Source organism: Sorangium sp. So ce1153, assembly GCF_051521595.1.
Classification (GTDB): domain Bacteria; phylum Myxococcota_A; class Polyangia; order Polyangiales; family Polyangiaceae; genus Sorangium.
In genome coordinates this window covers 11,547,829-11,570,905 of the sequence record NZ_CP150361.1, presented here as the reverse complement: position 1 = coordinate 11,570,905, position 23,077 = coordinate 11,547,829, and the positions used below count along the sequence as shown (strand labels likewise).

15 protein-coding genes are annotated in these 23,077 nt (G+C 71.9%); 5 read left to right on the top strand and 10 right to left on the bottom strand.

What is annotated here, in order from left to right:
- The first annotated feature begins 531 nt into the window (after positions 1-531).
- On the top strand, positions 532-1,701 hold the full coding sequence (locus WME85_RS42075) for a M23 family metallopeptidase (RefSeq protein ID WP_437829691.1): 1,170 nt from the start codon (positions 532-534) through the stop codon (positions 1,699-1,701).
- Between the two features lie 51 nt (positions 1,702-1,752).
- Here WME85_RS42075 and WME85_RS42070 read toward each other — a convergent pair whose 3' ends face one another.
- Entirely contained in the window at positions 1,753-2,916 is a 1,164-nt protein-coding gene (locus tag WME85_RS42070) for an SUMF1/EgtB/PvdO family nonheme iron enzyme (protein WP_437829688.1), read from the bottom strand.
- A 391-nt stretch (positions 2,917-3,307) separates the two neighbouring features.
- Here WME85_RS42070 and WME85_RS42065 point away from each other — a divergent pair, with 391 nt between their 5' ends.
- Positions 3,308-5,350, top strand: coding sequence for a hypothetical protein (locus WME85_RS42065; protein WP_437829687.1), 2,043 nt, complete (start codon positions 3,308-3,310; stop codon positions 5,348-5,350).
- Positions 5,351-5,353: 3 nt separating this feature from the next.
- Here the strand turns inward: WME85_RS42065 and WME85_RS42060 are convergent, their stop codons facing one another.
- The 4 genes from WME85_RS42060 to WME85_RS42045 form a co-directional block, all read right to left on the bottom strand.
- On the bottom strand, positions 5,354-6,004 hold the full coding sequence (locus tag WME85_RS42060) for a LolA family protein (RefSeq protein ID WP_437304675.1): 651 nt from the start codon (positions 6,002-6,004) through the stop codon (positions 5,354-5,356).
- A 133-nt stretch (positions 6,005-6,137) separates the two neighbouring features.
- Positions 6,138-8,597 (bottom strand): cytochrome c peroxidase, encoded by a 2,460-nt coding sequence (locus WME85_RS42055; RefSeq protein ID WP_437829685.1) that lies wholly within the window; start codon positions 8,595-8,597, stop codon positions 6,138-6,140.
- Between the two features lie 247 nt (positions 8,598-8,844).
- On the bottom strand, positions 8,845-10,413 hold the full coding sequence (locus tag WME85_RS42050; protein ID WP_437829682.1) for a C45 family autoproteolytic acyltransferase/hydolase: 1,569 nt from the start codon (positions 10,411-10,413) through the stop codon (positions 8,845-8,847).
- A 120-nt stretch (positions 10,414-10,533) separates the two neighbouring features.
- Positions 10,534-11,361, bottom strand: coding sequence for a glycosyltransferase family 2 protein (locus WME85_RS42045; RefSeq protein ID WP_437829679.1), 828 nt, complete (start codon positions 11,359-11,361; stop codon positions 10,534-10,536).
- A 190-nt stretch (positions 11,362-11,551) separates the two neighbouring features.
- On the opposite strand from WME85_RS42045, the gene WME85_RS42040 reads away from it, so the two are divergent.
- The 3 genes from WME85_RS42040 (at position 11,552) to WME85_RS42030 (ending at position 14,599) form a co-directional block, all read left to right on the top strand.
- Positions 11,552-12,871, top strand: a complete 1,320-nt coding sequence (locus WME85_RS42040; RefSeq protein WP_437829676.1) for an MFS transporter — start codon at positions 11,552-11,554, stop codon at positions 12,869-12,871.
- Positions 12,872-12,895: 24 nt separating this feature from the next.
- Complete coding sequence (locus WME85_RS42035; RefSeq protein WP_437829673.1) at positions 12,896-13,867, top strand: phosphotransferase enzyme family protein; 972 nt, start codon at positions 12,896-12,898, stop codon at positions 13,865-13,867.
- A 426-nt stretch (positions 13,868-14,293) separates the two neighbouring features.
- Positions 14,294-14,599, top strand: coding sequence for a hypothetical protein (locus WME85_RS42030; RefSeq protein WP_437829670.1), 306 nt, complete (start codon positions 14,294-14,296; stop codon positions 14,597-14,599).
- Positions 14,600-14,722: 123 nt separating this feature from the next.
- Here WME85_RS42030 and drmC read toward each other — a convergent pair whose 3' ends face one another.
- The 5 genes from drmC to WME85_RS42005 form a co-directional block, all read right to left on the bottom strand.
- The gene (gene drmC, locus WME85_RS42025) at positions 14,723-15,514 is read right to left on the bottom strand and encodes a DISARM system phospholipase D-like protein DrmC (protein WP_437829667.1); all 792 of its coding nucleotides are present in this window, start codon (positions 15,512-15,514) and stop codon (positions 14,723-14,725) included.
- On the bottom strand, positions 15,514-17,388 hold the full coding sequence (drmB, locus tag WME85_RS42020; RefSeq protein ID WP_437829664.1) for a DrmB family protein: 1,875 nt from the start codon (positions 17,386-17,388) through the stop codon (positions 15,514-15,516). Before drmB ends, drmC begins: the two co-directional genes overlap by 1 nt.
- Positions 17,388-20,768, bottom strand: coding sequence for a DISARM system helicase DrmA (gene drmA, locus WME85_RS42015; protein ID WP_437829661.1), 3,381 nt, complete (start codon positions 20,766-20,768; stop codon positions 17,388-17,390). The genes drmB and drmA overlap by 1 nt, the downstream gene beginning before the upstream one ends.
- A 294-nt stretch (positions 20,769-21,062) precedes the next feature.
- On the bottom strand, positions 21,063-21,761 hold the full coding sequence (locus WME85_RS42010; RefSeq protein ID WP_437829658.1) for a hypothetical protein: 699 nt from the start codon (positions 21,759-21,761) through the stop codon (positions 21,063-21,065).
- Positions 21,758-23,023 (bottom strand): AAA family ATPase, encoded by a 1,266-nt coding sequence (locus tag WME85_RS42005; RefSeq protein ID WP_437829655.1) that lies wholly within the window; start codon positions 23,021-23,023, stop codon positions 21,758-21,760. The genes WME85_RS42010 and WME85_RS42005 overlap by 4 nt, the downstream gene beginning before the upstream one ends.
- Positions 23,024-23,077 lie beyond the last annotated feature (54 nt).

Below are 23,077 nucleotides of genomic sequence, written 5' to 3'. Positions count from 1 at the left end.
ACCTCGGCGAGCGGCCGGCGGCTGTCGACGACACACCCGTAGCCTGGACCGTACTTGGCCTCGCAAGTCTCGTCGGCGTTGCACTCGTCGGGAGCTTCTCCTTTGGGAGAGATAACGAGCGCAGCCGAGCAGGACCGTTGACCGAGCTCCCGCGGGAGGCGTGACATGTCACGGAAGGCGTGACATGCCACGGTCAAAGCGTGACATGTCACGGTCGAGGTCTTCCGGCGCATCTCCTGAGCGCCGGTCCCTCGGCGCGCAGCAAACCTGCTTTGGGGCCGGGTTTGCGGCCTCTGGGGCGGTGAGGCGTCGAGCTCGGGCCCTGGGGCGGACAGGAGATCGAGTCGCGCGGGTTGGAACGCCTGTTGCTTGGTGCGATTACGCGACGACACGCGACGGAGGACTGGAGCTGTCCGAGGCAGGACGCGACGGTCATCGCTCGCGACACAGGTGTCGTGACAGCTCCGCAACACGGGGGCCGCGCGACGTCGTCGCGACATTCATTATCGCGCGAAGAAAGGATATCATTCAATGGCACGTCAACGATTCGAGTTCATGGTCCTGGCGATCACCGCGACGGCCCTCGCGCCGCTCGCCGGCTGCGCGCCCGTCGACGAGATCGACGAGACAGGCGCGCCGGCCGCCCTCGACGAGGTGGGGGAGTCGGCCGCCCTCGGCGACGAGGAGCTTGTCTCCGAGGCCGCGCAGCCCATCACCGTCTCCGGCATGGGCCACTACTGCAGTATGACCTGGCCCGGCGGCGGCTGGGCGTTCCAGTGGAATTTGAACGACCCGTGCAGCGATCTCATCGCGCAATGGGGCTCCGGCGGCACGATCCGCCGCGCTGGCGTCTACTCCGTTTCCGGAGTCAACAATGTCGTCGCCCGCTGCACCGGCGGCACGTCGATCTGGACCAGCACCGGCGACGCTCCCCTCTCCTTTGCTTACAACGCGTCGCTCGCGGACTCGGGATGCGTCTTCACGGTGGCGCCGAAGGTCATGCCCATCTTCGACCGCCCCTTCAGCTCGACCGTGAGCGTCACCCACGCGACCGGGTTCGACTTCGCCAAGGGACCATACAATACGCTCGATGTGAGCCAGTTCGGTCAAACAGGGTCGGCGAGCGCCACGATCGTCGACTGGATGGGCCGCGACAAGAGCTCCGGGGGGTTCTCCGACAATCATGACGCCCACGACTGGCTCATGGCGGCGGGCACGCCCATCCGCGCCGTGGCTGACGGCGTCGTGCGCAAGGCTCGGTGGTTCAACACCGGGTGCAGCGGATCCAACTCCCCGACCCAGGGCGAGGTCTACATCGACCATACGGTGACGCGGAGCCCGACGACGTACAACGAGCTGTTCACGACCGGCTACTTCCATCTCGAGTCGCTCTCGGTCAGCGACGGAGATACGGTGACCAAGGGGCAGGTGATCGGCAACGTCGGATGGGTAGGGTGCTCGACGGCGTCGCACCTGCACTTCGCCGTCGTTCGCATGAGCAACACGGCGACCGACCGCTTCGAGACGCTCACCATCGACAGCACCGGCAATGACGGCTGGCGCAACGTGATCGAGCCCTACGGCTTCGATCCGCCGTCGGGCTTCGATCCGTGGGGCTGGAGGGCGTACAGCAGCGGCGCCGGCGCGCTGAGCATCGCACTCTGGAACAGCGGGCAGGCGCCGCCGACGGGAACCTGGTAGTCGGACCGCGGGCGCCGGGCCGCGGCGGGGGCGGCGCCGCGCGCCGGCCGCTCACCGCTTCTCGCCGCCCCTCGGCGCCGCCGGCGCGCCGCCGCCCGGCGTCCCGTCCACCGCGTTGGGCCCGAGCAGCGTGCCGCACATCGTCTTGCACAGGATGTCTGTCGGCCTGCACTCGCACTTGCCCTGCTGCTTCAGCTCGAGCTTCCCGCGCATCTGCTCGATCGTGAACTGCGCGAGCCGCTCGACCCGGTCCATGTTCCACCCCTCCTGGATCTGCTTCGGCGTCCGCGGGTCGGTCGTCTTGCCGTCGGGCTCGGCGCAGCAGCGGAAGCTCAGGAAGTAGTAATAGAACCCCTCGTCGTGCGTGTAGATCTTCGGCCGGCACTGGTTGCGAACGCCCTTGTACCAGGGGCCGCCGGTGTGGACGCTGTCGAACTTGCCGCGCCAGCCGCCGCTCGTCTCGCTCGCCACGACCTCATCGGTGTTCGCGGGCATGTCGGCGACACCATAATCGCTGATGCACTGCGCCTGTGACCCGCTCGGCACCCCCTTCCACAGGCGGGCCAGCTCGCCCGGGTCGCGCTTCGCCACCTTCTTCATGTCGGGGTCGTCCCACAGGTGGTCGCCGTTGCACTTCGTCGCGTCGCGCGAGTACCCGTAAGGGAACGGCTTCATCTCGGGTCCCTCGCAGGCGAGCGTCCACTCCGACTCGGTGCAGAGGCGCTTGCCGACGGCCGCGCACTTGACCTGCGCCTGGTGGAACCGATTCATCACCTCGGGCCGCTCCCCCTTCCTGTTCGGCCACTCGTACGTGTCGATGCAGTAACGCTTCTTCACCTTCTCGCCGGTGCAGCGGGCGGGGGTCGGGGCGAACTCCTCGCAGATCGTCTTCTTGTTCGACTTGTCGTACCAGCTGCGGAGGCAGCTGTGCTCGACCTCGGTGCAGTACTCGCCCTCGACGAGCTTCATGTCGGCCGGGCAGGCCTGCTCCTCGGCGGCCGCGCTCGCCGCCCCGGCCTCGGGCGCGGGCGCGGGCGCGGCGCTCGGCGCCGCCGTGGGCGCCGCGCCCGCGGTCTCGGCGGGGGACGGGGCGGCCGCTGGCGATCGATCGTCGTGCGCGCGCGGGGGGGCCGCCGTCTGGGCGGGCTCCGGCGGAGCGCCAGAGCAGGCGGCGGCGAGCATCAGGGCGGGGAGGGGGAGCAGGAGGCGTCGCATGCCGGGCGTCATAGTCGAGTTGGCGGCGAGGGGAACCAGGGTCGCGCCCCCGCCCGGAGCCCCGCGACACCGATCGCGACACCGATGCCGGAGCGCGCGGCCGCCTCCGCCGCCGGCGCACCGGCCCCGCGCCGCCCGGCGGCCCCCGGCAGCGGCGCCGCCCACCGCAGAGCCTGGCGGCCGTGTGGGCCAGGCGAGCCGCGCGATCTCGCAGGCGTTGCCGGATCGTCAACCGAGGTGACGGCCCTGCGGGCAGGAACGCAGGGAAATGCAGCGTCCTCCGCTCGGTCCTGCCCTTGCTCTGCCGCCCTGCTCGCGGCCGGGTCGGCCGCCAGAGGCTCGCTCGGTCGCGCCGGATCTGCGTCCAGAGCGGTCGACGAAAGGACATGAGATGTCGACTACCAAGGTGAAGCGCGGCAGCCCGCGCTGGGCGGCGGCGAAGCTCGCCCTTCTCTCTCTCGTCATCGCCGGCACAGGCAACCTCTCCGGATGTGGGCAGGTCACCTATGACTGGCCGGACCGGCCGGCGCCGGAGCCGCCGCCGCCGCCACCTGTGGATCCGCCCGTCGCGGGGTCCCCGGGGACCGCGATCGACAAGATCGACCTCCTCCTGGCCATCGACAACTCGGGTTCCATGGCCGACAAGCAGGCCGTCCTCGCCCTCGCGGTCCCCGACCTCGTCGAGAGCCTCGTGAACCCGCGCTGCATCCACAGTACCGACAAGGCGCGTTCCGTGGCGGTAGGGTCGCCGAACGACGCGTGCCCGGCGGATTTCAGGCGTGAGTTCGAGCCGATCAGGGACATCCATGTCGGCATCATCAGCTCGAGCCTCGGCGGCCACGGCGCGTCCTCCTGCCCGGCGAGCGCGAGCGCCTCGAACATGGACATGGCGCACCTCCTCGCGCGCGCCGACGAGCGCTCGGGCGCCAACGACATCCCCACCTACCTCGACAAGGGCTTCCTGGCCTGGGACCCCGATCAGAAGCTCGCCGGTGAGCCCGGGGCGCCGGACGCGGAGGACGGCGAGGCGGACCTCGACATCGACTCGGACGCTGACGCCAACGACACGTCGCTGATCGGACAGCTCACGCAGATGGTCAAGGGCACGGGGCAGGCCGGCTGCGGCTTCGAGGCGCAGCTGGAGAGCGTGTACCGCTTCCTCGTCGACCCGGAGCCCTATGCCACGATCGAGCTCCAGGGCGACATCGCGGTGCCGACAGGCCTGGACGAGGACATCCTGCGGCAACGCCGCGAGTTCCTCCGGCCGAGCTCCCTCCTCGCGATCCTCCTGCTCAGCGACGAGAACGACTGCTCCATCCGCGAGGAGGGCCGCAACTACCTCGTGGCCGAGACGAGGGGCAGCTTTCGCCTGTGGCGGCCGCGCTCCGAGTGCGCCATCGACCCGGGCGACAGGTGCTGCAGGTCGTGCAGCCAGAACCAGGACGGCTGCCCGGTCGACCCGACGTGCATCGGCCCGGACGGCGAGCTCGCGAAGCTGAGCCCGGAGGACGACCCGGTCAACGCCCGCTGCTGGGACCAGAAGCGCCGGTTCGGCTTCGACTTCCTCTATCCGATCGCGCGCTACCGGCGCGCCTTCACCGAGGCGCAGATCGAGAATCGCCAGGGCGAGCTGGTCCCCAACCCGATCTTCAGCGACCTGGACCCCGGAGACGGAGACGCCGACATCCGCGACCCCGGGCGCGTCTTCTTCGCCGGCATCGTCGGCGTGCCGTGGCAGGACATCGCGCGCCAGAACGCGGAGGGCCAGCCTGACCTCCTGCGCGGCCTCGACGCGCGGGGCGAGCCGGTCGGCGGGTTCAAGAACGCCGACGAGCTCAGCGCACCCCTGCTCGACGGCGCGCTCGACGGCGCGATCAGCAGCACCTGGGAGCTCATCCTCGGCGATCCCGCGCGCTTCCAGCCGCCGAGGGACCCCTTCATGATCGAGTCGATGGCGCCGCGCGCGGGCTCGAACCCGATCACCGGCGACGCGATCGTCCCGCCGCACGAGGCGGGCTGGAACAGCCTCAACGGCCGCGAGTACACGGTCCCGCAGGGGAGCACGCGCGAGGGAGACCTCCAGTTCGCTTGCATCTTCCCTCTCTTCGAGCCGAAGGACTGCGGGGGCACGGCCGAGGGCTGCGACTGCAGGGAGGCGGCTGACGTGGCGAACGACAGCCCGCTGTGCCAGCCGGCAGCCGGGAACGATCCGGCGGACCCGCAGCCCAGGACGGCGACGCAGGTCAACGCGAAGGCCTACCCGGGCCTCCGCGAGCTGGAGCTCATCCGCGAGCTCGGCCCGCAGGGCATCGTCGGCTCGGTGTGCCCGAGGCAGCTCGACAACGACGGCGCGGCCGATTTCGGCTACCGGCCGGCGATCGGCGCCATCGTCGACCGCCTGAAGCCGGCGCTCGGCGCGGAGCCCGCGCCGTAGCGCTCAGCCCTGCTTCGGCGCCCTCATCCGCGCCGGGTCCACGGCCACGTCCCGCGCCACCTTGCCGAACGCGATGACGCTCCGGTCGCCGTTCTTCTCCTCGATGACCACGCGCCGCACCGACCAGAGCTCCGGCCCCGAGGTCATCTCGAGGCTGCGCACGTGCTTCGCGACCTCCTCGACCCGCGGCCGCGCGGCCAGCGTGATCCCGTCGGCGCGGCTCGGGATCGAGAGCTCGTAGCGCGCGCGCAGCTTCTCGAGGTCGCCCCCGAGGAGCACGAGCAGGTCCGAGAGCACCGCGCCGAAGCGCCCCGCGGCGCCCCGCCCCGCGCCCGCCGCGCCCTTCGGGGTCGCGAAGCCGAACCCCTCGGGGGTGATCCAGTAGGTGATCGCGTCCGGCGGCTTCAGCTCCCAGCGGAGGCGGTCCGGCAGGACCAGCGTCATCTCCCCGTCGCTCTTCACCGCCGTCGCGAGCAGGCCGATGCTCCGCTCCTGCGTGAACGGCGCGACCAGCGTCTTCACCGACGCGCGCGCCCGCGTGATCTCGGCGAGCGCGTCGCCCACCTCGTCGGCGCGGGCGCGGCCCGCGCGTACGGCGACCGACAGCGCGCCGCCGCACGCCGCCAGGCCCATCAGGAAAGATCGTCGCTGCATCCTCGTCCTCTTACCCCAGACGGTCGGGCCGCGCTTCGCTTCACGCAGGCGGGCCAGAGCGGTCGGAATCAGACGCAGGCGCGCGCAGACACGCGCAGGCGCGCCCAGACGCGCGCCGGCCAGCGGCCCGCGCTCAGTCCGCCACGGGCTTCGGCGTGTTGGGCCCGCTCTCCGGGAGCTCCGGCTTCGTGATGTACTCCTTCGGGAGCTCGCCGGTCAGGGACTTGAGCCAGACGACGATCTGCTCGACCTGGGTGTGGTTCAGGTCCTTGCCGAGCTGGTGCTTCCCCATGAGCCGCACCGCCTCCTGCAGCGAGGACACGGAGCCGTCGTGGAAGTACGGCGCCGTCGCGGCCACGTTGCGGAGCGTCGGCACACGGAACACCATGAAATCAGCCTGCTTTTTCGTGATCTCGAAGACCCCGCGGTCCATCGTGTCGGGCCACGACCGCACCAGGCCGAGCTTCTGGAACATCGTCGCCCCGACGTGCGGGCCGAAGTGGCACGTCACGCAGCCGACCTCGACGAACGTGTTGAACCCCTCCTTCTCGGCGCTGGTCAGGGCGTCGGGATCCCCCTCCAGGAACAGGTCCCACCGCCCGCGCGTGAACAGCTTGCGCTCGAAGGCGCCGAGCGCCTTCGCCGTGTTGTTGACGGTCACGGGCCACGGGTCGTTCGGGAACGCCCTGCCGAACGCCTTCACGTACTCGGGGATGGAGCGCAGCGTCGCCTCCAGCCGCACCGGCGTCATCGCCATCTCGCTCGGGTTCATCATCGGCCCGTTGGCCTGGTCCTCGACGCTGTCGAAGCGCCCGTCCCACATCAGCGAGAAGAACCCGGCCGAGTTGTAGACGGTCGGCGTGTTGCGGCGGCCGCTCTGGTGGGCGTGCCCGATGGACACCTTCGTGCCGTCGGCGCCGTAGCGGTCGAGCGGGTGGCACGAGTTGCACGACAGGTCGTGGTTCTTGGACAGCCGGCTGTCGAAGAACAGCATGCGCCCGAGCTGGATCTTCTCGTCCGTCAGCGGGTTGTTCGAGGAGGTGACGAGCGCCGGCAGCGGGTTGAAGCTCGCGAGCCGCTCCGGATCGATCTGCACCTCCGGCTCGCTCGCGCCGGGGGTGGGCGCCGTGCCGGGCGCCGCGCCGACAGGGGCCGCCTGGGGCGCGGCCGGGGCCGCGCCGGGCGCCGCGGCAGGCGCCGCCGCCGTCGTCTTTTGCACGAGCCAGGCGCCGACGCCGGCGCCCGTCGCGGCGACCAGCGCCGCCGCCGCCACGAGCGGGGCTGCCTTGCTGCGGGGGCGCGCGGCGGCCGCGGGCGGCTCGCCCGCCACGATGATCGTCTGCTGGAAGGGCACCGAGGTCCCCGCGCCCGTCATCGACGGGGGCGGGCCGTCGAGCCGCGGGTCCGACCTGCGGACCGCGGGGCCGCTCTGCGAGAGCATGCTGTGGTCCTGCCAGCTGCGGGGCGTGGCCACCGGCGTCGGCGGGCGCCGCGTCATCATGTCGCTGTGGTCCTGCCAGCTGCGGGGCGTGGCCACCGGCGTCGGCGGGCGCCGCGTCGCCATGTCGCCGTGATCGGGCCAGCTGACGTTGGTGCCCGCGGGGGTCGGCGGGCGCCGCGTCGGAGCGTCGGGGTTCGCGGGCGCGCGCGACGGCGGCGGGATGTCGGCCTGCAGCGACTCGGGGAGGGGCTGCAGCATCTCGTCGCGGATCGAGAAGCCGTACGGCAGGAGCGTCCGGACCGCGTCGAGCATCTCCGCCGCGGTCTGGAAGCGCGCGTTCCTGTCGATCTGGAGCGCGCGGTACACGATCTCGGCGACCTCGTGGGTCACCCAGGGCGCCAGGCTCTGGATGGGCGGCGCCGGGACCGAGCAGATGGCGACGATGAGCTCGCCGAGCCCGCGGGAGTTCCTGTAGGGGGTGCGCCCGGCGAGCATCTTGAAGAGGACGATGCCGAGCGACCAGAGGTCGGTCCGGCCGTCGACGTCCTTCATGTTGCGCGCCTGCTCCGGCGACATGTAGATCGGCGAGCCGATCAGGTTGCTCGTGGCCGTGAGCTCCTGGTGGTGCTCGAAGCTGTCGTCGGCCTGGATCTTGGCGACGCCGAAGTCGAGGAGCTTGACCGAGAGCTCGCCCCCGTCGCGCCGGGCGAGGAACAGGTTGGCGGGCTTGATGTCGCGGTGGAGGACGCGCGCGTCGTGCGCCCTGATGAGGCCCATGCACGCCTGGGCCACGATGCAGAGCGCGAGCTCCGGCGGCAGGGGACCGAGTCGCCGGAGCAGCTGGTCCACGTCCTCGCCCGAGAGCAGCTCCATCACGAGGAAGGGCAAGCCGGTCGCCCGGTCCCTCCCGCTATCGAGCACGCCGGCGATGTGCTCGCTCTCGATGGCGCCCGCCGCCCTGGCCTCGCGCTCGAAGCGGGCCATGACCGCCTCGTCCTGCGCGAGCTTGCTCGTGATCACCTTCACGGCGACGCGACGACCGGTCCCGAGGTGCCGCGCCTCGTAGACCGCCCCCATCCCGCCCTCTCCGAGCAGCCCGAGGATGAGGTACCGTTGATCGAGGGTGGTGTTGATCAGGTTGATGTCCGTCATGGTCCGGTCGACCCGGTCGCCGCTCCGATGCCGCGACCTTGCGCCCCGGATCGCATTCTCGGACGGAAGTTCCCGCTAGGCAATCTCGCGGTAGGGGCGCCCCGGACGAGAGGTGTCCTACCGCCGGTGTACGGGCGTGGAAGCCAGGGGAGAGTGAACCAGGGGCGAAACCGTTGCGCGCCGGGCTCGGCCGGGCTGGCACCGGCGCCTGCGCCGTGGTGTCGAGGGGTGTCGAGGCGGTTGTTATTTAAGGAGCGCCACCGTCGCGCTCGCCATCCGAAGCGGACGGATCGGCCGCGTCGCTGCCCAGCTCGCCGCCCGGGTGGGGCGAGCCGGCGCGCTCCCAGGCGGCGTAGTCGCCGCGCGTGAGCAGCGGGTCCTCGGGGAGCGCCTTGGGCTCGGCTGTGTCGCGGGCGGGATCGAACGCCGGGTCGAGCAGCCGCGCGAGGTCGAAGCGCAGGAAGCGGCCGGCGAGGTGGGGACCCTCGCTCACCCAGAGGACGCGCGCGGTCGCGTCCATGACGACCCCGTGGGTCGCGATGAGGGCGTCGATCGCGCGGCGGTCGCCGAGCGGCAGCGGCGCGCCGCCGGGCCCGCGCCGGTCGCGCAGCACGTCGACCGCCGCCTCGATCGTCGCGCCCTCGGGCAGCGCCGCGAGCCGCTCGTCGAGGCGGCGGCGCCGCGCGTGCGTCGAGGTCTCGGCCTCGACGCGGCGGTTGCGCGGGTCGCTGGCGAGCGGCCCCTCGAAGTGGTTGGTGAGCGGCACCTTCCCGCGGCCGCGGCGCGCGTGCAGCGGCGCGCCGGGCGCCCGCTCGGCGATCGCGACCTCGCCGCCCGCGTCGACGAGCATCACGAGGTGGGAGACCATCGGCGCGCGCGCCTCGAGGAGCGCGAGCGCCTCGTCCACGCTGCGCGCGCTGCCGAGCACCTCGCGCATCGTGTGCACGACGGGCTCGCCCGCCGCGCGCGGCTCGCCGGCCCGCCCGCCGTGGACCACGAGCGCGAGGCCCGCGGCGTTCATCCCCGTCACCGCGCCGACGAGGCCGGGCCAGGACACCGAGGCGTACGGGATCTTCCCCTCCTCGTGCACCAGGAACACCGCCTTGCCCTCGTCGAAGACGGGCCCGGCCTCGAAGTCGAAGTTGCGGGCGAGCACCGCGTGGCCGTCCGCCGACGCGGTCCCCGTGAGCGCGAAGCTCGTGCAGCCGATGAGCGGGGAGTGCTCGAACGAGAGCGCGATGTCGTAGAGCGACTGGAGGAAGATGAAGCGGTGGTACGTGGGGAGGACGCCGTCGAACGGGTCGGGCGAGAAGGCGCGGGCCTGCGCGGCGATCTCGCGCCGCACGCGGTCGGTCATTCCCTCGTCCACGCCGCGGAACTGGAGGCGCGAGACGTCCATGATCAGCCACCGGAGCGGGGCGACGGGCACGTAGCGGCGGAACTGGTCGTAGAGGGTGCCCTCGTTGCGGACCATCTCCGGGTAGAAGAGCCGGCCGTGCTGGTGCCCGATCTCCTCCGGCGACCCGGAGAGGCGCGCCTCGAGGATCCGACCGCGGCGGCGCGCGTAGGCGGGGCCGAGCACGCGCAGCCCTGTCGGCCCGGCCGCGGGCTCGCCAGCGACCGCGCCGATCGGCGGCGGATCGATCCGCGTGGCGGCGGCGATGCCCAGGTGCGCGAGGACCGGCGCGGCGAGGAGCGCGGCGGCGGCGATGAGCTTGCGCCGGTGGCGGGCGAGGCGCGACGGTCGCGGGAGCGGCCCTCCGGCGCCCTGGCGGTCCGCACCCTCCTCGTCCGAGCGCTGCCCTGGTCCGCTCATTCTGGACTGCTCGTTCTGGAATGCTCGTTCCGGTCGGTCGCCTTCTCGTCCGAGCGCTGCCCTGGTCCGCTCATTCTGGACTGCTCGTTCCAGAATGCTCGTCCCAGCATGCGCGCCCGATCAGGGAGGCGCCGCCGTCGGCTGCGACGGGTGGGGGTCGCGCTCCGCGACGAGCGCGCTCCCCGAGGCGGGCCGGCGCGACGCCGTCGACTGCGGCGGCGGCGCGGCCGGAACGTGGCGGAGGCCCCGCGTGAGCGCGAGCGTCGCCAGCACCCGGCGTATGATCCTCGCCGGATCGCGCACGCTGTCGAAGTGCGTGAGCCGCTCCTCCTCGGGCGGGTAGATGACCCGGATCGGCACCTCGACGACGCGGATGCCCGCGGCGACCGCGCGCAGGAGGATCTCCGCCTCGAAGGCGTACCCCTCGTCGCGCGCGCCGAGCGACAGCGTCGTCCGGAGCGGGTAGCGGCGCAGGCCGCACTGCGTGTCGGCGAAGGGGCGGCCGGCGAAGAGCGAGAGGAAGAAGTTCGAGATGCGGTTCGAGATCTGGTTCGCGCGCGGCGCGCCCGCCGTGACGAGGTCCCGGATGCCGAGCACCAGCGCCTCGGGATCAGCGTCGGCCTCGATGAGGCGGCGCGCCTCCTCCGGCGGGTGCTGGCCGTCCGCGTCCACCGTGACCGCCACGTCGAAGCCGGCGGCCAGGGCGAACTCCATCCCGGTGCGCAGGGCGGCACCCTTGCCCTGGTTCTCCGGGTGGCTCAGCACCGTGGCGCCGGCCGCGCGCGCCCGCTCGGCCGTCCGGTCGCTCGACCCATCGTCCACGACGAAGACCGCGCCGGCCAGCCCCTCGACCCGCAGCGCCTGGCGTGCGACATCCCCCACGTTGCGCTCTGCCTGGTAGGCAGGAATGATGGCGCAGATCCGCATGAAGCAGAGCGCGATTACCACGGTGTGCCCTGGATGAACAGCGGCAGGCACGATCTGTCCGCCACGTTGTTTTTTGGCAGACGTCCGGCGGCGCCGACGTCAGGCTGGGCTCGACGCGGGCGAGGGGAAGCGCAGGGCGCCTGGCGGGCGGTCGCGGCCGTGCCTGCCCGGCTAGCCCTGGCGTAGCGCGCGAGCAAGGAGCCTCCCCCACGTGCGTGTCCCCTCGACGCCGGCGCCGGTTGGCGATCGTCACCCGGAGCCTCGTCCGGGCCTGCTCCGTCGCCGCCCGCGGTTCCGCCGCGTCTGGCTGAGCGAGATCGTCTCGTTGCTCGGCGACTGGATGAGCTTCGTCGCCGTGAGCCTGCTCGCGCTCGGCGGCGAGGGGGGCGGCGTCGTGGCGCTCGCGCTCGTCATGGTGGGGCATCACCTGCCGAACGCGCTGTTCGCGCCGGTGGCGGGCGTGCTGGCGGACCGGCTCGATCGCCGGTGGCTGCTCATCGCGACGAGCCTGGTGCAGGGCGCGCTCACCCTGGCCATGCTGGGCGCCGCCGTCCTCGGCAGCGTGCCGGCGGTGCAGGTGCTCGTCTTCGTCCGCTCGTCGGTGGGCGCGCTGCGCCTGCCTGCCCAGAGCGCGGTGCTGCGGCACGTCGTCGAGGAGGACGAGCTGCTCGAGGCGAACGCGATCGCGTCGGCGACGTGGAGCGTCATGTTCGCGGTCGGCATGGCGGTCGGCGGGCTGATCGCCGCGCTCGGTCCGGCGGCGGCGCTCGCGGTGGACGCGGCGTCCTTCGGCCTGTCGGCGCTGTTCCTCTGGGGGCTCCCGCCGATGGTCGCCGAGGGGCGGCCCGCCGAGGGCGGCCCGCTCGCCGCGCTCGCGTCGGTCCGAGGCGACATGGTGCTCGCCTGGAAGCACGCGTGGGATCGGCCGCCGCTGCTCGACGCCGTGCTCGCGAAGACGCCGGTCCACCTGGCGAACGGCGGGGCGCTCCTGCTCCTCAACCTGCTCGCGACGCAGCTCGCCTTCGCGGGCACGGGCGCGCTCACGCTGGGGCTCCTCCAGTGCGTGCGCGGGGCGGGGACGGGGGTCGGCCCGCTGCTCGGCGTCGCCCTCGTCCGCCGCGGCCTCCGGGGCGAGCTCGCGGCGACCGGGGCCGCCTGGGTGACGTTCGCGTCGATCGCGGCGCTCGCGGCGACCCGGCACTGGGCGGCGCTGCTCGCGGTCGTGCTCGCGTGGGGCCTGGGCAGCGGCGCGAACTGGGTGCTCTCGAGCTCGGAGATCCAGCGGCTCTCGCCGGACCGCTTCGTCGGGCGGCTCTCGGCGATCGACAACCTGGCGCTCACGGTCGGCCTGTGCGCCGCGCTGCTCGGGGGCGCGGTGCTCGTCGAGCGGACCTCCGCCCCCGGGGCGGCCGCGTGGCTCGGCCTCGGCGCCGGCGTGCTCGCCTGGCTCGGGTCGCGGTGGATGCTGCGCCGGCGCGCCGCGGCGGGGAAGAAGGCGCTTTCCTTGCAGCCCGAGACGGAGCGCAGGTAGCCTCCCGCCCCGATGATCCCGGACGTGTGGGCGCCTCTCCGCGGCCTCTCCGTGCGCCGCTGCGAGGACGAGGGGCTTATCAACGGGACCTGGGTGGCCGGCGAGCCGCCCGGGTTCGTGGTCCAGCGGGTGAGCCCGATCTTCGCCCCGGAGGTCCACGACGACATCGAGGCGGTGACCGCCCACCTGGCCCGCCGCGGCCTCCCGACGCCGCGCCTCGTGCGCGCCGACGACGGCGCCCTCTGCGCCCGGGACGCCGCGGGCGCTGTGTGGCGGGTGATGGACTTCGTCCCTGGCCGTACGCTCCACCGCGTCGGCTCGCCGGCGGTCGCCCGCGCCGCCGGCGCCCTCGTCGGCCGCTTCCACCGGGCGGTGGACGATCTCGAGCACGCGTACCGCCACGTCCGCCCTGGCGCGCACGACACGGCGCTGCACATGGAGCGCCTCGACGCCGCGGCTGCGGGGGGCGAGGGGCGGCGGCTGGCGGACGCCATCCTCGACGCGTTCCGCACGTGGCAGGGGCGGCTCGACCTGCCGCTCCGGCACTGCCACGGCGACCTCAAGATCTCGAACCTGCGCTTCTCCGACGCGGGGGAGGGGATCTGCCTGCTCGACCTCGACACGCTCGCGCTGCAGTCGCTCGACGTGGAGCTCGGCGACGCGTGGCGGTCGTGGTGCAACCCGGCCGGGGAGGACTCGACCGACGCGCGCTTCGACCTCGAGGTCTTCGCCGCCGCGGTCGCCGGCTACCGCGAGGTGCGGCAGTTCAGCGCGGAGGAGCGGGCGGCGCTCGCGGACGCGGTCGAGCGGATCGCGCTGGAGCTCGCCGCGCGCTTCTGCCGCGACGCCTTCGAGGACCGCTACTTCGGCTGGGATCCGGCGCGCTTCCCGACGCGCGCCGCGCACAACCTGCAGCGGGCGTCGGGGCAGCTCTCGCTGGCGCGCTCGGCGCGGCGGCAGCGCGCGGAGATCGCGCGGCTGCTCGCGGGGGGGTGAGCGGAGGGGCGCGGGCCTGGGCTGGGGGGCGGGACATGGGTGGGGGCCTGGCCGAGCAGGCGGCGGGGATGTCGCGACATGGGTGAGGGCCTGGCCGAGCAGGCGGCGGGGATGTCGCGACATGGGTGAGGGCCTGGCCGGGCAGGCGGCGGGGATGTCGCGACATGGGTGGGAGCCTCGCCGAGCAGGCGGCGGGGATGTCGCAACATGGGTGGGAGCCTCGCCGAGCAGGCGGCGGGGATGTTGAGATATGGGCGGAGGCCCGGCCGGGCAGGCAGCTGGCATATCGGGACATAGGCGAGGGCTAGCCGAAGCGCGTGCCGACAGATTTGGTGACGCGAGTGCTAATATTCGTGCGCCGCCGCTTGCCCTGTTCGAGCAGTTCTGCCTTCCCAACGCGAGCGAGTACATGCCGAACACGCCTACATGCGTGGCGATGAGGACGAAGCCGAGCGGCTCCGGCGCGAGATAGCCGACCTTGAGGCACGAGTCGCGTCGTTCGCCAACCTGGCGTTCCTCTCCCTCACGACGAATCAAAGCATCTCGAACCGGCAGCCGTCGGAGTATCTGAAGGAGATCGCGTCGACGCCCGAGGGGAGGGCAGCACTCGAGGCGCAGCTGATCCCCATGAACCCGAAGCTGTGGAAACACTCGGCATTCGAGGACTTCCGCCGTGAGCGCTGCCAGCTCCTCGCCACGAAGGCACGGGAGCTGTTCTTCTCGTCGACGTGAGGAGAGGTGACGATCCCGATCGATGGTGGATGTGTGGGGTGACGCCCGCCCCGCCCGAGCCGGCGTCCAGCTACACTCCGAGCTCTGCGTAGCTCGATCGGGAGCGCCTGCGCTGGCCATCTTTCACCGCGACGCTGTCAACCCTTGCACGGGCACGAGCATCCCTGCCGTCACGAGATCGTCGAACTGTTTCCCGAGCGCAAGCGCAAAGAGCCGGTCCTCGATGAGCACTCCCGCCTCGATGTTCTCCTGCTGTGCAGCCACTGAGGTGTTTGCCGAGGTGACGAAGGCAACCTCCTCGTCGACGATAATGCACTTGGCGTGGAAGCTGATTCTCTCGTTGTCGATCGTGCGCGGGTCATGGAAGACCTCGGGGACGCGCGCGCCGCGCCAGTGCCTGGCGCGGAAGCTCTGCACGAAGCGTGCTTCGTACGCCTCTCGCGTGCGCAGCCCCGGGACGCGATCGTCGCCGACCGTGAGGTCGAAGAACATCCGGACGCGCAGCGCCGGGATCTCCGCCATCCTGGCGGCGAGCGGCGCGAACAGCGCCGCTCCGCTCCCGAGGCTGTAGCTCGAGACGAGCACCGACCGCCGTGCCCGCGCGAAGAGCTCGGCGACGACCACCTTGGTGTCGCGCGACGATGCGCCGACGCGCTCCGGCCCGGTCCACACCAGCTCCACCTTCGGCGCTCGCGCCATCGCGGCGGCGCGCTCCGCGACGACGAGGCGGCACATGGCGGCGAGCGCGGCCTCGTTCCCCGCCGTCTTCCGCAGCGCCTCCAGAGCCCGGACTGCGCCCGCCGACGTCGTGAAGGCGCGCAGCCCGAATTTCGTGAGCGGACCGCGCACATGGCCCCCCTCGAGCGCGTCGGCGAGCTGGAGCAGCGTCTCGCTGGGGACCTCGAGCGGCTCCATCACGCCTCCGCGAAGAAGGCAGCGCCGGAGTCCTCCACCGTGTCCACGACCAGCGAGCGATCGAGCAGCTCGTTCGACCACTCGCACGATGGCTCCGAGATGAGCAGGCAGCCGTGGCACGCGGCGCCGTGGAGGAACCGCTCCTCGTGCGCGTCGTCCGGGTGATGCTGCGCGCACACGGGGTCGTTCGAGCAGAGCTTACCGAGGTCGAGCGCCGCGTCGAGGTGGTGAGCGAGCTTCTTGCCCACCTGCACGAGGCCGCCCAGGGTCCCCTCGGCGTCGGGCGTGCCGGTGAACAGCAGGATGCCGCAGCGATCCCCGTCGAGATAGATGCGCTCGCGGATCGAGCTGGCCGCGTAACCGCACTCGAGCGAGACGGCCGTGAGCAAGAGATGTGACAGCGAGTGCAGCATCACGTAGGTCACGCCTGGAAAGCGTGCGTTCTTGGCCTGGCGGCGCTTCTTCCAGGCCTCGAACCCCGCGACGAGCTGCTTCTCCCGCGCCTCGACCTGAGGGCGCTTGTCGCGCCACCTGGCGACCGCGCCGGGGTCGAGCGCCAGGAAGATGCCCTCTCCTCGGTTCTCCACGGCGGGGAGCCAGGTCACCTCGCGCGCCAGCGGCGCCGTGCGCACGCCGAGCGACAGCTCGTAGTCGACGTCGCGCGCCGGCGCCTCGAAGCGCGTGAACCCGAGCTGCACGATCACCTCGCGCATCCGGTGCACGAGGACCACCCGCGAGACGAGCCCCATGGCGCCGAGCCGCGCGGGATCGAGCGACAGCGCATGGGCGAAGAAATCCTGTTTATCAGGCGTGTCCTCGCCGGCCGACTCCCGAATCGCAAGGAACGTATCGAGCTCGGCCGCCTTGATCCCTCGCCGCTCCTCGCCCACCCCCGATTTCTTGCGCTGCACCTCGGCCCACAGCTCGGGCGCGCTGAAGCGATCGCGCAGGTGCTTGTACCTGGCCTTCTTCAGCTCGCGCGTGATGTCCTCCTCGCCGTCGGCTGACTCGAGATCGCCCCACGCCGCCTCGATCGCCTCGCGGAGCGCCTGCTTGCTCGCATCCGTGGGGATCGAGATAGCGCTCACGTTCTGCGGGAAATACGCGTTCGTCGCCGAGCGGACGAGGAGCTTGTTCCGGACCGGCTTCCCTTGCTCGTCGACACAAGCGGGCTTTTCCCCGTCCCCCGGCGCCGCGTCGGCGAGCCACGGCATCTCCCCCCAGCAAGGCCCCAGGGGCGATTGATCGCCCTTCTGCGTCGCGTCGACGAGCGACCGGCTCGCCTTGCAGGCGCAGCGCACCATGATGTCGGCGAGATCACCGCTCGTCCCGCGCTCGTCCAGGAAGAGCTCGCGTGTGCAGTCGGTGCGGCCTCCGTGGACGAAGCCCTTCCAGTCGATGTCGCCGATGTGACCGTTCGGGCAGGCCCGGACGAACCGGATCGGGACGACCTTGCCGTAGCTGCCGCGCTCGATCGCCCTCCAGTGAAGCAGGCGGCGCGATCGGAAGCCGCCCTCGCCGACCCGGGCATCCGTCGGCTGCTCGATGAACCATCCCGGAAACTCGAAGGCCGTGATGCCGCTCGCCGGCGCGTCGAGGGAGCTTGGGCTCGACGGCGGTGCGAAGAGCCGCAAGCGGGGGTTCTGCTCGCGAGCCCTGAGGGCCGCCTCGAGCCGCTCCTCGAAGACCTGCTGAAAACCTTCCTTGTCCGGATCTCCCCACGACTCGAGCCCACCCATGATGGCGGCGTGCTTCGGGAAATCGACGAGCGCGCCGGGCCCGAAGGTCGTCAGCACCTGGCTCCGGCGTACCTGGCCCTCGGGGCGGGGTCTCGCCTTGGGGGAGCCGCTCGAACGCGGCTTGCGCGCTGCCATCAGCCGTCCTCCTGCCGGCGTCCGCCGGGCTTTCTCAGGTACACATCCACGCTGGGCTCGACGTCACGCAGCGAGCGCTGCGCCTTGAACTTCCGCAGATCGCGATCGTCCGGCTCGGGCTCGAGCGGATCGCGCAGCAGGTTCGGGTGAGCGGGCTCCTCGCGCTGGTACTGGAGACCGGCGCTCACGGCGTGGTTCTTCTCGACCGTGCGCTGCCAGGAGTCGAGGAGATCGCTCGTCCGCTTCTCCACCCTGCGCCCCATCTCGGGGGCCTCGTTCGCGTCGACGTGCGCCTGCTCCGCACGCGCGCCCAGGCGTCGCGGGATGCGGCTCACATGATCGCGCAGCGCGCCCTTGCCGATCTCTTCGGCGCCGCGCGGCGGTGTCAGCTCGGAGATGCTGAGGCGCGCGAGCGCGACGGTGACGGCCGCGATCCCGCGGTCGATCGCGCGCGGCGAGAACGGCGTGACGCTCGTCGCCTCGACCGCGCGGTAGAACGACGCGTGGTACGCGTTAAAGCGCTCGAAGTGTGAGCGGTCCCGCGGCTTGTGGCAGTTGAGCAGCGTGACGACGAGCCCCGGCCTCCTGTCGTCGCGGCCGACGCGGCTCGTCGCCTGGATGTACTCGGCGGTCGTCTTCGGCTGTCCGAACACGACCATCAGGCCCAATCGCTGGATGTCGAGGCCGACCGAGATCATGTTCGTCGCGAGCGCGACGTCGACGTGCTCGGGCCTGTCCATCGTGCTCGCGAGCCGGTCCTTCGCGTTCGCGACGCGGTGCGTCGGCTCGCGGCTGGTGAGCTCGACCGGCTCGCCGAGCGAGCGCGCCGCGAAATCGCCGGACTCCTCTCCGACGCGCCGGCGCGTGTCGTAGCCGCGGACGCGGGAGGCGACCTCGTCCTCCACGATCCGGCGGCTCCCGCCGAGCTCGCGCAGGCTGTTGAAGTAGCCGACCAGCGTCGTGTACGGGTCGGCGGCGAGCCCGGACTCGTCGTATGCCCTCTTTCCGGCCGCGAGGAGCGCGAGGTAGACGCGCAGCAGGGCCACCTTCACGCTCCGGCCGGGGGCGGCGACGCCCACGTATTTGCGCGCGTGCCGCTCGGTCGCGGGCACCGTGCGCGCGAAGAACGAGTCGCGGCGATCCGGGCCGGGGGGCGGGAAGATCGTGACCGCGGAGCGGCCGAAGAGCGCCTTGATCTGCGCCTCCGCGCGCCGCACGGTCGCGGTCGAGGCGACGATCTTCGGGCCGAACGCCTTGCCCGCCGCCGGGCGCTCGCAGAGCACGTCGATCGCCGTCTCGTAGAGCCCGACCATGGTGCCGAGCGGGCCCGAGATGAGGTGGAGCTCGTCCTGGATCACGAGGTCGGGCGGCGCGAGCTGACCCCCCTCGATCGGGCGCCCGATCCCGGGATCGCAGGGGCCGTAGAACCCGGCCTTGTCGTGCCGGTCGACCCTGCCGAACAGCGCGCCCGTCCGGCCGACCCACGGCAGCTGCGCGAACTTGTCGACGGTCGCGATGAGGAAGCACGGCAGCCGCCGGTAGATCGGCTCATCGACGGTCAGCATCGGGAGCGCGCGCTCGCCGGAGAACGCGCAGTCGCGGTTCGCGCAGTAGACCTCGAGGTTCTGAGGGCGGGCCGGGGTCGGCGTCAGCCGGAACGAGCTCGGGACGAACTTCCTGTCGCACCAGGGGCACTTCTCGATCGGGATCGGCGAAGGGTTCCTGTCCGAGGCCTGCTGGTACGCGTTGACCTTCATCCGCGCGGTCGTCGGGTCGTAATCCTTCTCGGAGCCCATCCGGTTCGGGGTCGCGCCCTTGCCGACCCAGAGGCCGATCTCGAAGGGCCACGCGCCGAGCCTCGTGTCTCCCTGCCTGGCGCGCTCCTGCCGCTCGAGCTCGAGGGCGCACACCAGCGCCGCGGCGCGGCCGAGCTGGTCGAGCGTCAGCAGCCGCAGCGTGTAGCGCATGACCACGCTGACGCCCGCCCCCGGAAGCCCGAGCCCGTCGCTCCGCAGCCGGCGCAGGACCAGGGTGAACGCCGCGAGCCCGAGGTAGGCCTCGGTCTTGCCGCCGCCGGTCGGGAAGAAGAGCAGGTCGATGACGGCGCGGTCGTGGTGCGCCGGCTCGTGCATCGCGCGGAGGTTGATCAGCAAGAACGCGAGCTGAAACGGCCGCCAGGCGGGGGGACCGTTCTTCTTCTCGGTGTCGCGCGCCCGCGCGGCGCGCGCCATCGCCCGGTTCGCGAGGCGGAATGCCAGGAAGACGTCGTCGTCGTCCAGCGCGGCCAGACCGTCGATCATCCGGCGCCGCACCGTCTCGGCCGCGTCGAGCAGTCCGGCCAGCACCTCGCGCTGGTGCTCGTCGACCGGCGTCCTCGCCTGGTCCTCGATCCACTGCGCATACCTGGCCGGGAGCTCGTCGAGCATCACCCGCACCTCGGCGGCCGACCCGGCATCGGCGAGCGCCTCCATCCCGAGCTGGACCCCCTTGACGTCGCCGGGCACGACCTTCTCGACCTCCGCGGTCGGCAGCCAGGTGGTCCACACGCGCTTGCACGCCCGCCCCTCGACGACGTCGGCCTCGGCCGCGACCCCGTGCCCGACCGCGTGCTCGTAGACGTTGCGGTACTGCAGCTCGGCGATCTGCTCGTCGGGGTCGTCCCCGCCCTGCCCTCGGACGTTCGGCCGCGGGAGGAACTGCTCCTCCGTGTGGAGCTCGAGCCTCGCCTGAAAGAGGAACGCCTGGTCCTTGGGCGCGCGCTCGGAGAGCTCCTTGTCGTTCACCAGGAACGCGGAGACGGCGCGCGCCCCTTTCTCGACGCCGGTCCCCTCCGGCACGCGCCGCACCGAGACGACGAGGTTGACGCCGTCGGCGAGCGGGTGCGCCACCTTGCCGGTCGCCGGGATCGCGAGCGTCTGCGCGACCTCCCGGGGCGACCTCCGCCAGCGCTCCGGCGGGCGAGCGGGCGTCTGCGGCTCGGTGCCTTCTCCCTGCGGCATGGGGCGGACCGACCCGTCCTCGCGCACGTACTCGCCCCATGTGGCCCGCACCGACAGGGCGCGGGTCGCCGCCGGCACGAGAACGCTCAAACCGATCGACGATGGGAAGAATGCCTTGCGCGCCGACGCGACCTCCGGCGGCGCCGCGTCGTCCCCGTCCTCGCCGTCCACGGTCGCGAGCTCCTCGTCGGGCTCCGGATCCTCGCGCACCTCGATGGGCGCCTCCCGCGGCACCAGGAACCCCGTCAGATACCAGCGGGATGGCGCCACCGAGAGCACCTCGTGCGGCTCGGCCCCCACGAGATCGCGCCCGAGGACCTCCACGAGGTGATCGCGGACCTGCACCGGCTCGGTGCGCTTCGTCCCTTCCGTCGTCGGCATCGGTGTCCTCCTCGTCGTCCCCGGCGCGAGCGCGGCGCGCCACCGCCGGCCCGCGTGTCCGCTCGTCCCCCGGCACGCACGCGATCGAGCTCCAGCCGCCGTGCGACCGCCCGGAATGGAGCTCAAGGCCGCAGAGTATGAAGTACTAGGCGATTCGCTCGAGTTATGTCCACCGGAAAGCCCGCGCTCCATCGCCGCCGCCCGGGGCCGAACGGCGCTCGAACCACATCGACGCACCGCCGCCAATGCATACCTCCCCAGGGGCCGCGGGCGCTGCCCCGAGGTCAACCGCTCTCAACCGCTGGATTCCCGGTCTGCGGGCCGGAGGCGATCCTGGCGGCGGAGCTCGTGCGCCACGAACGGGCAGTAACGGCGGATCCACGCGAGCGGCAGCGGCTCCTCCGGGTCGTCCGGGTCCGTCCTCAGCCCGTGGTAGAGGTCGTGGTAACGGGCCCTGCTCGCGCAGAACGTCGGAGAGTTCAGCCCCAGCCGGTCCCGTGTCGCGATCACCGCCGCGCGCAGGCCATCGTCGAGTCCCTCTGCGGGCTCGACCTTGAACGTGCCCAGATCGATGACGAACCAGCCGTCCTGGATCTCGAAGGGGTCGAGGACGTCCTCGTGACTGTCCTTGTTCGTGTTGATCTGGTGCGAGGCGAGCCGGAAGTTGCTCCACTCATAGGCGAGTGCCTGGTGATTCGACTTCGGCTTGAAGTGGTCGACCGTCGCGAGCCCGGTCGCCGGGTCGATGTACATGCCGAGATAGGCGCAGATGTCCCGGTAGGCTGCCCGCAACTCCGGCAGTGCCTCTGTCCAGAACGGGGGGAGGGCTTCAGAGGGGATATTCTCGACCCGCTCGGCGACCTTCGCCCGCCTGGGTCCGCGTCGCCTGGGGGCTTCGGCCGAGCCGATCAGCTCCTGGAGCGCCGCTTTCCCCTTCTGGCGGACCTTTGTGTCGAAGTCGGCGGGCTCGGCGGCTCGCTGGACGCGGATCATGCGGACTGACCGCCGGCGTGCTGCTGGACGTAGTACCGCCAGCGCACTAGGAAGGGATCCATCTCGGGGAGCGTGCGGAGGAGGGCTTCGTTGACCCGTCTGACATCGTCCGCGTCGGGGCTAGAGTCCCTGAGCAACCGCCGCGCCTCGCCGAGCACGGCCTCTGCCTCCGTGGACGTCGCGGCATCAAGGTCGAACACGTCGGACATCAGCCAGCGATTGACGTCCCCCCGCTTGTGCCAGGCGTCCCGTTCAATCTGCACCGCGCCGTCCACGAGATCGAGCTTCCAGAGCGCGTCCACTTCGAGGTCGAACAGCGGCTCCACCGACGCGAGCACCAGCGGGGAATGCGTGGCGGCGATCACCTGGACGCGCGGCGCGTGCGCGCCCCACGCACCGACGGTCCTGAGCAGCCCCGGGAGCACCGCGCGCTGCCACCTCGGGTGAAGGTGTGTCTCGGGCTCATCGATGAGCAGGATGACCTGCTCCGAGAGCGGGAGGGCCTGCCGCCGCGCCGCCTCCTCGTGCTCCGAGAACGCCCAGGTGAGCAGGTAGGCGAGCTTGAGCATGCGCTGCATCCCGGCCGCGGCGAAGATCACCGGGACCTCGTCCCAGTAAGGCATCTTGATGGTGGGGACGTCGCGCACGTCCTCCAGGAAGGGCCGCGTGGGTTTGCCGGCCTCCATGGGCCTCCCCGGATCTTCGGACAGCGCCGCGAGCATCCGGGAGAGCATCTCGAAGCGGGGATCATGGGACTGTTGCCAGCGCGTCCAGTCGTCGAGCAATCCCCGGCAGACCACCTGGTTGTCGCCGGCGCGGAACTCGTCGAAGACCTGACCCGACGTGAAGTGATAGGCGGGGAGCGTCTCCCGCTCGCTGCCGTCCGCGCCGCGGTAGAGGCGGTAGTTCTTCGCCGGATCCCAGACCGAGAACGCCCCGTCCGCGCGCGCATAGAGGACGAGGCCGAGGGTCGAGGGTCGTCCTCGCTTCCGCTTCCAGTCCTGGGCCTTCGCGCTCCAGGGGGAGACGTCCTCGGCCAGCCCCTTGGCGCCGTCGAAGGCGAAGCCGATGGACGCATCGGGCCGCCTGGGGACGGCGGGGTACTGCGGCCAGGTCCGCGTGAGCGCCCACCAGGCGACATCGAGGAGGAACGACTTGCCGAGGCCGTTGTCGCCGGCGATGAGGTTCAGCCGAGGAGCGAGCGGCCCGAACGTGAGCTTGTCAGCCGGACCGATGCCGTCGAGTTCCAACCGCCTAAGCATGGTCTTCTCGGGTGAGTGCAGGGGGCGAGCTTCCGCACGCGCGGAGCGCGCCTG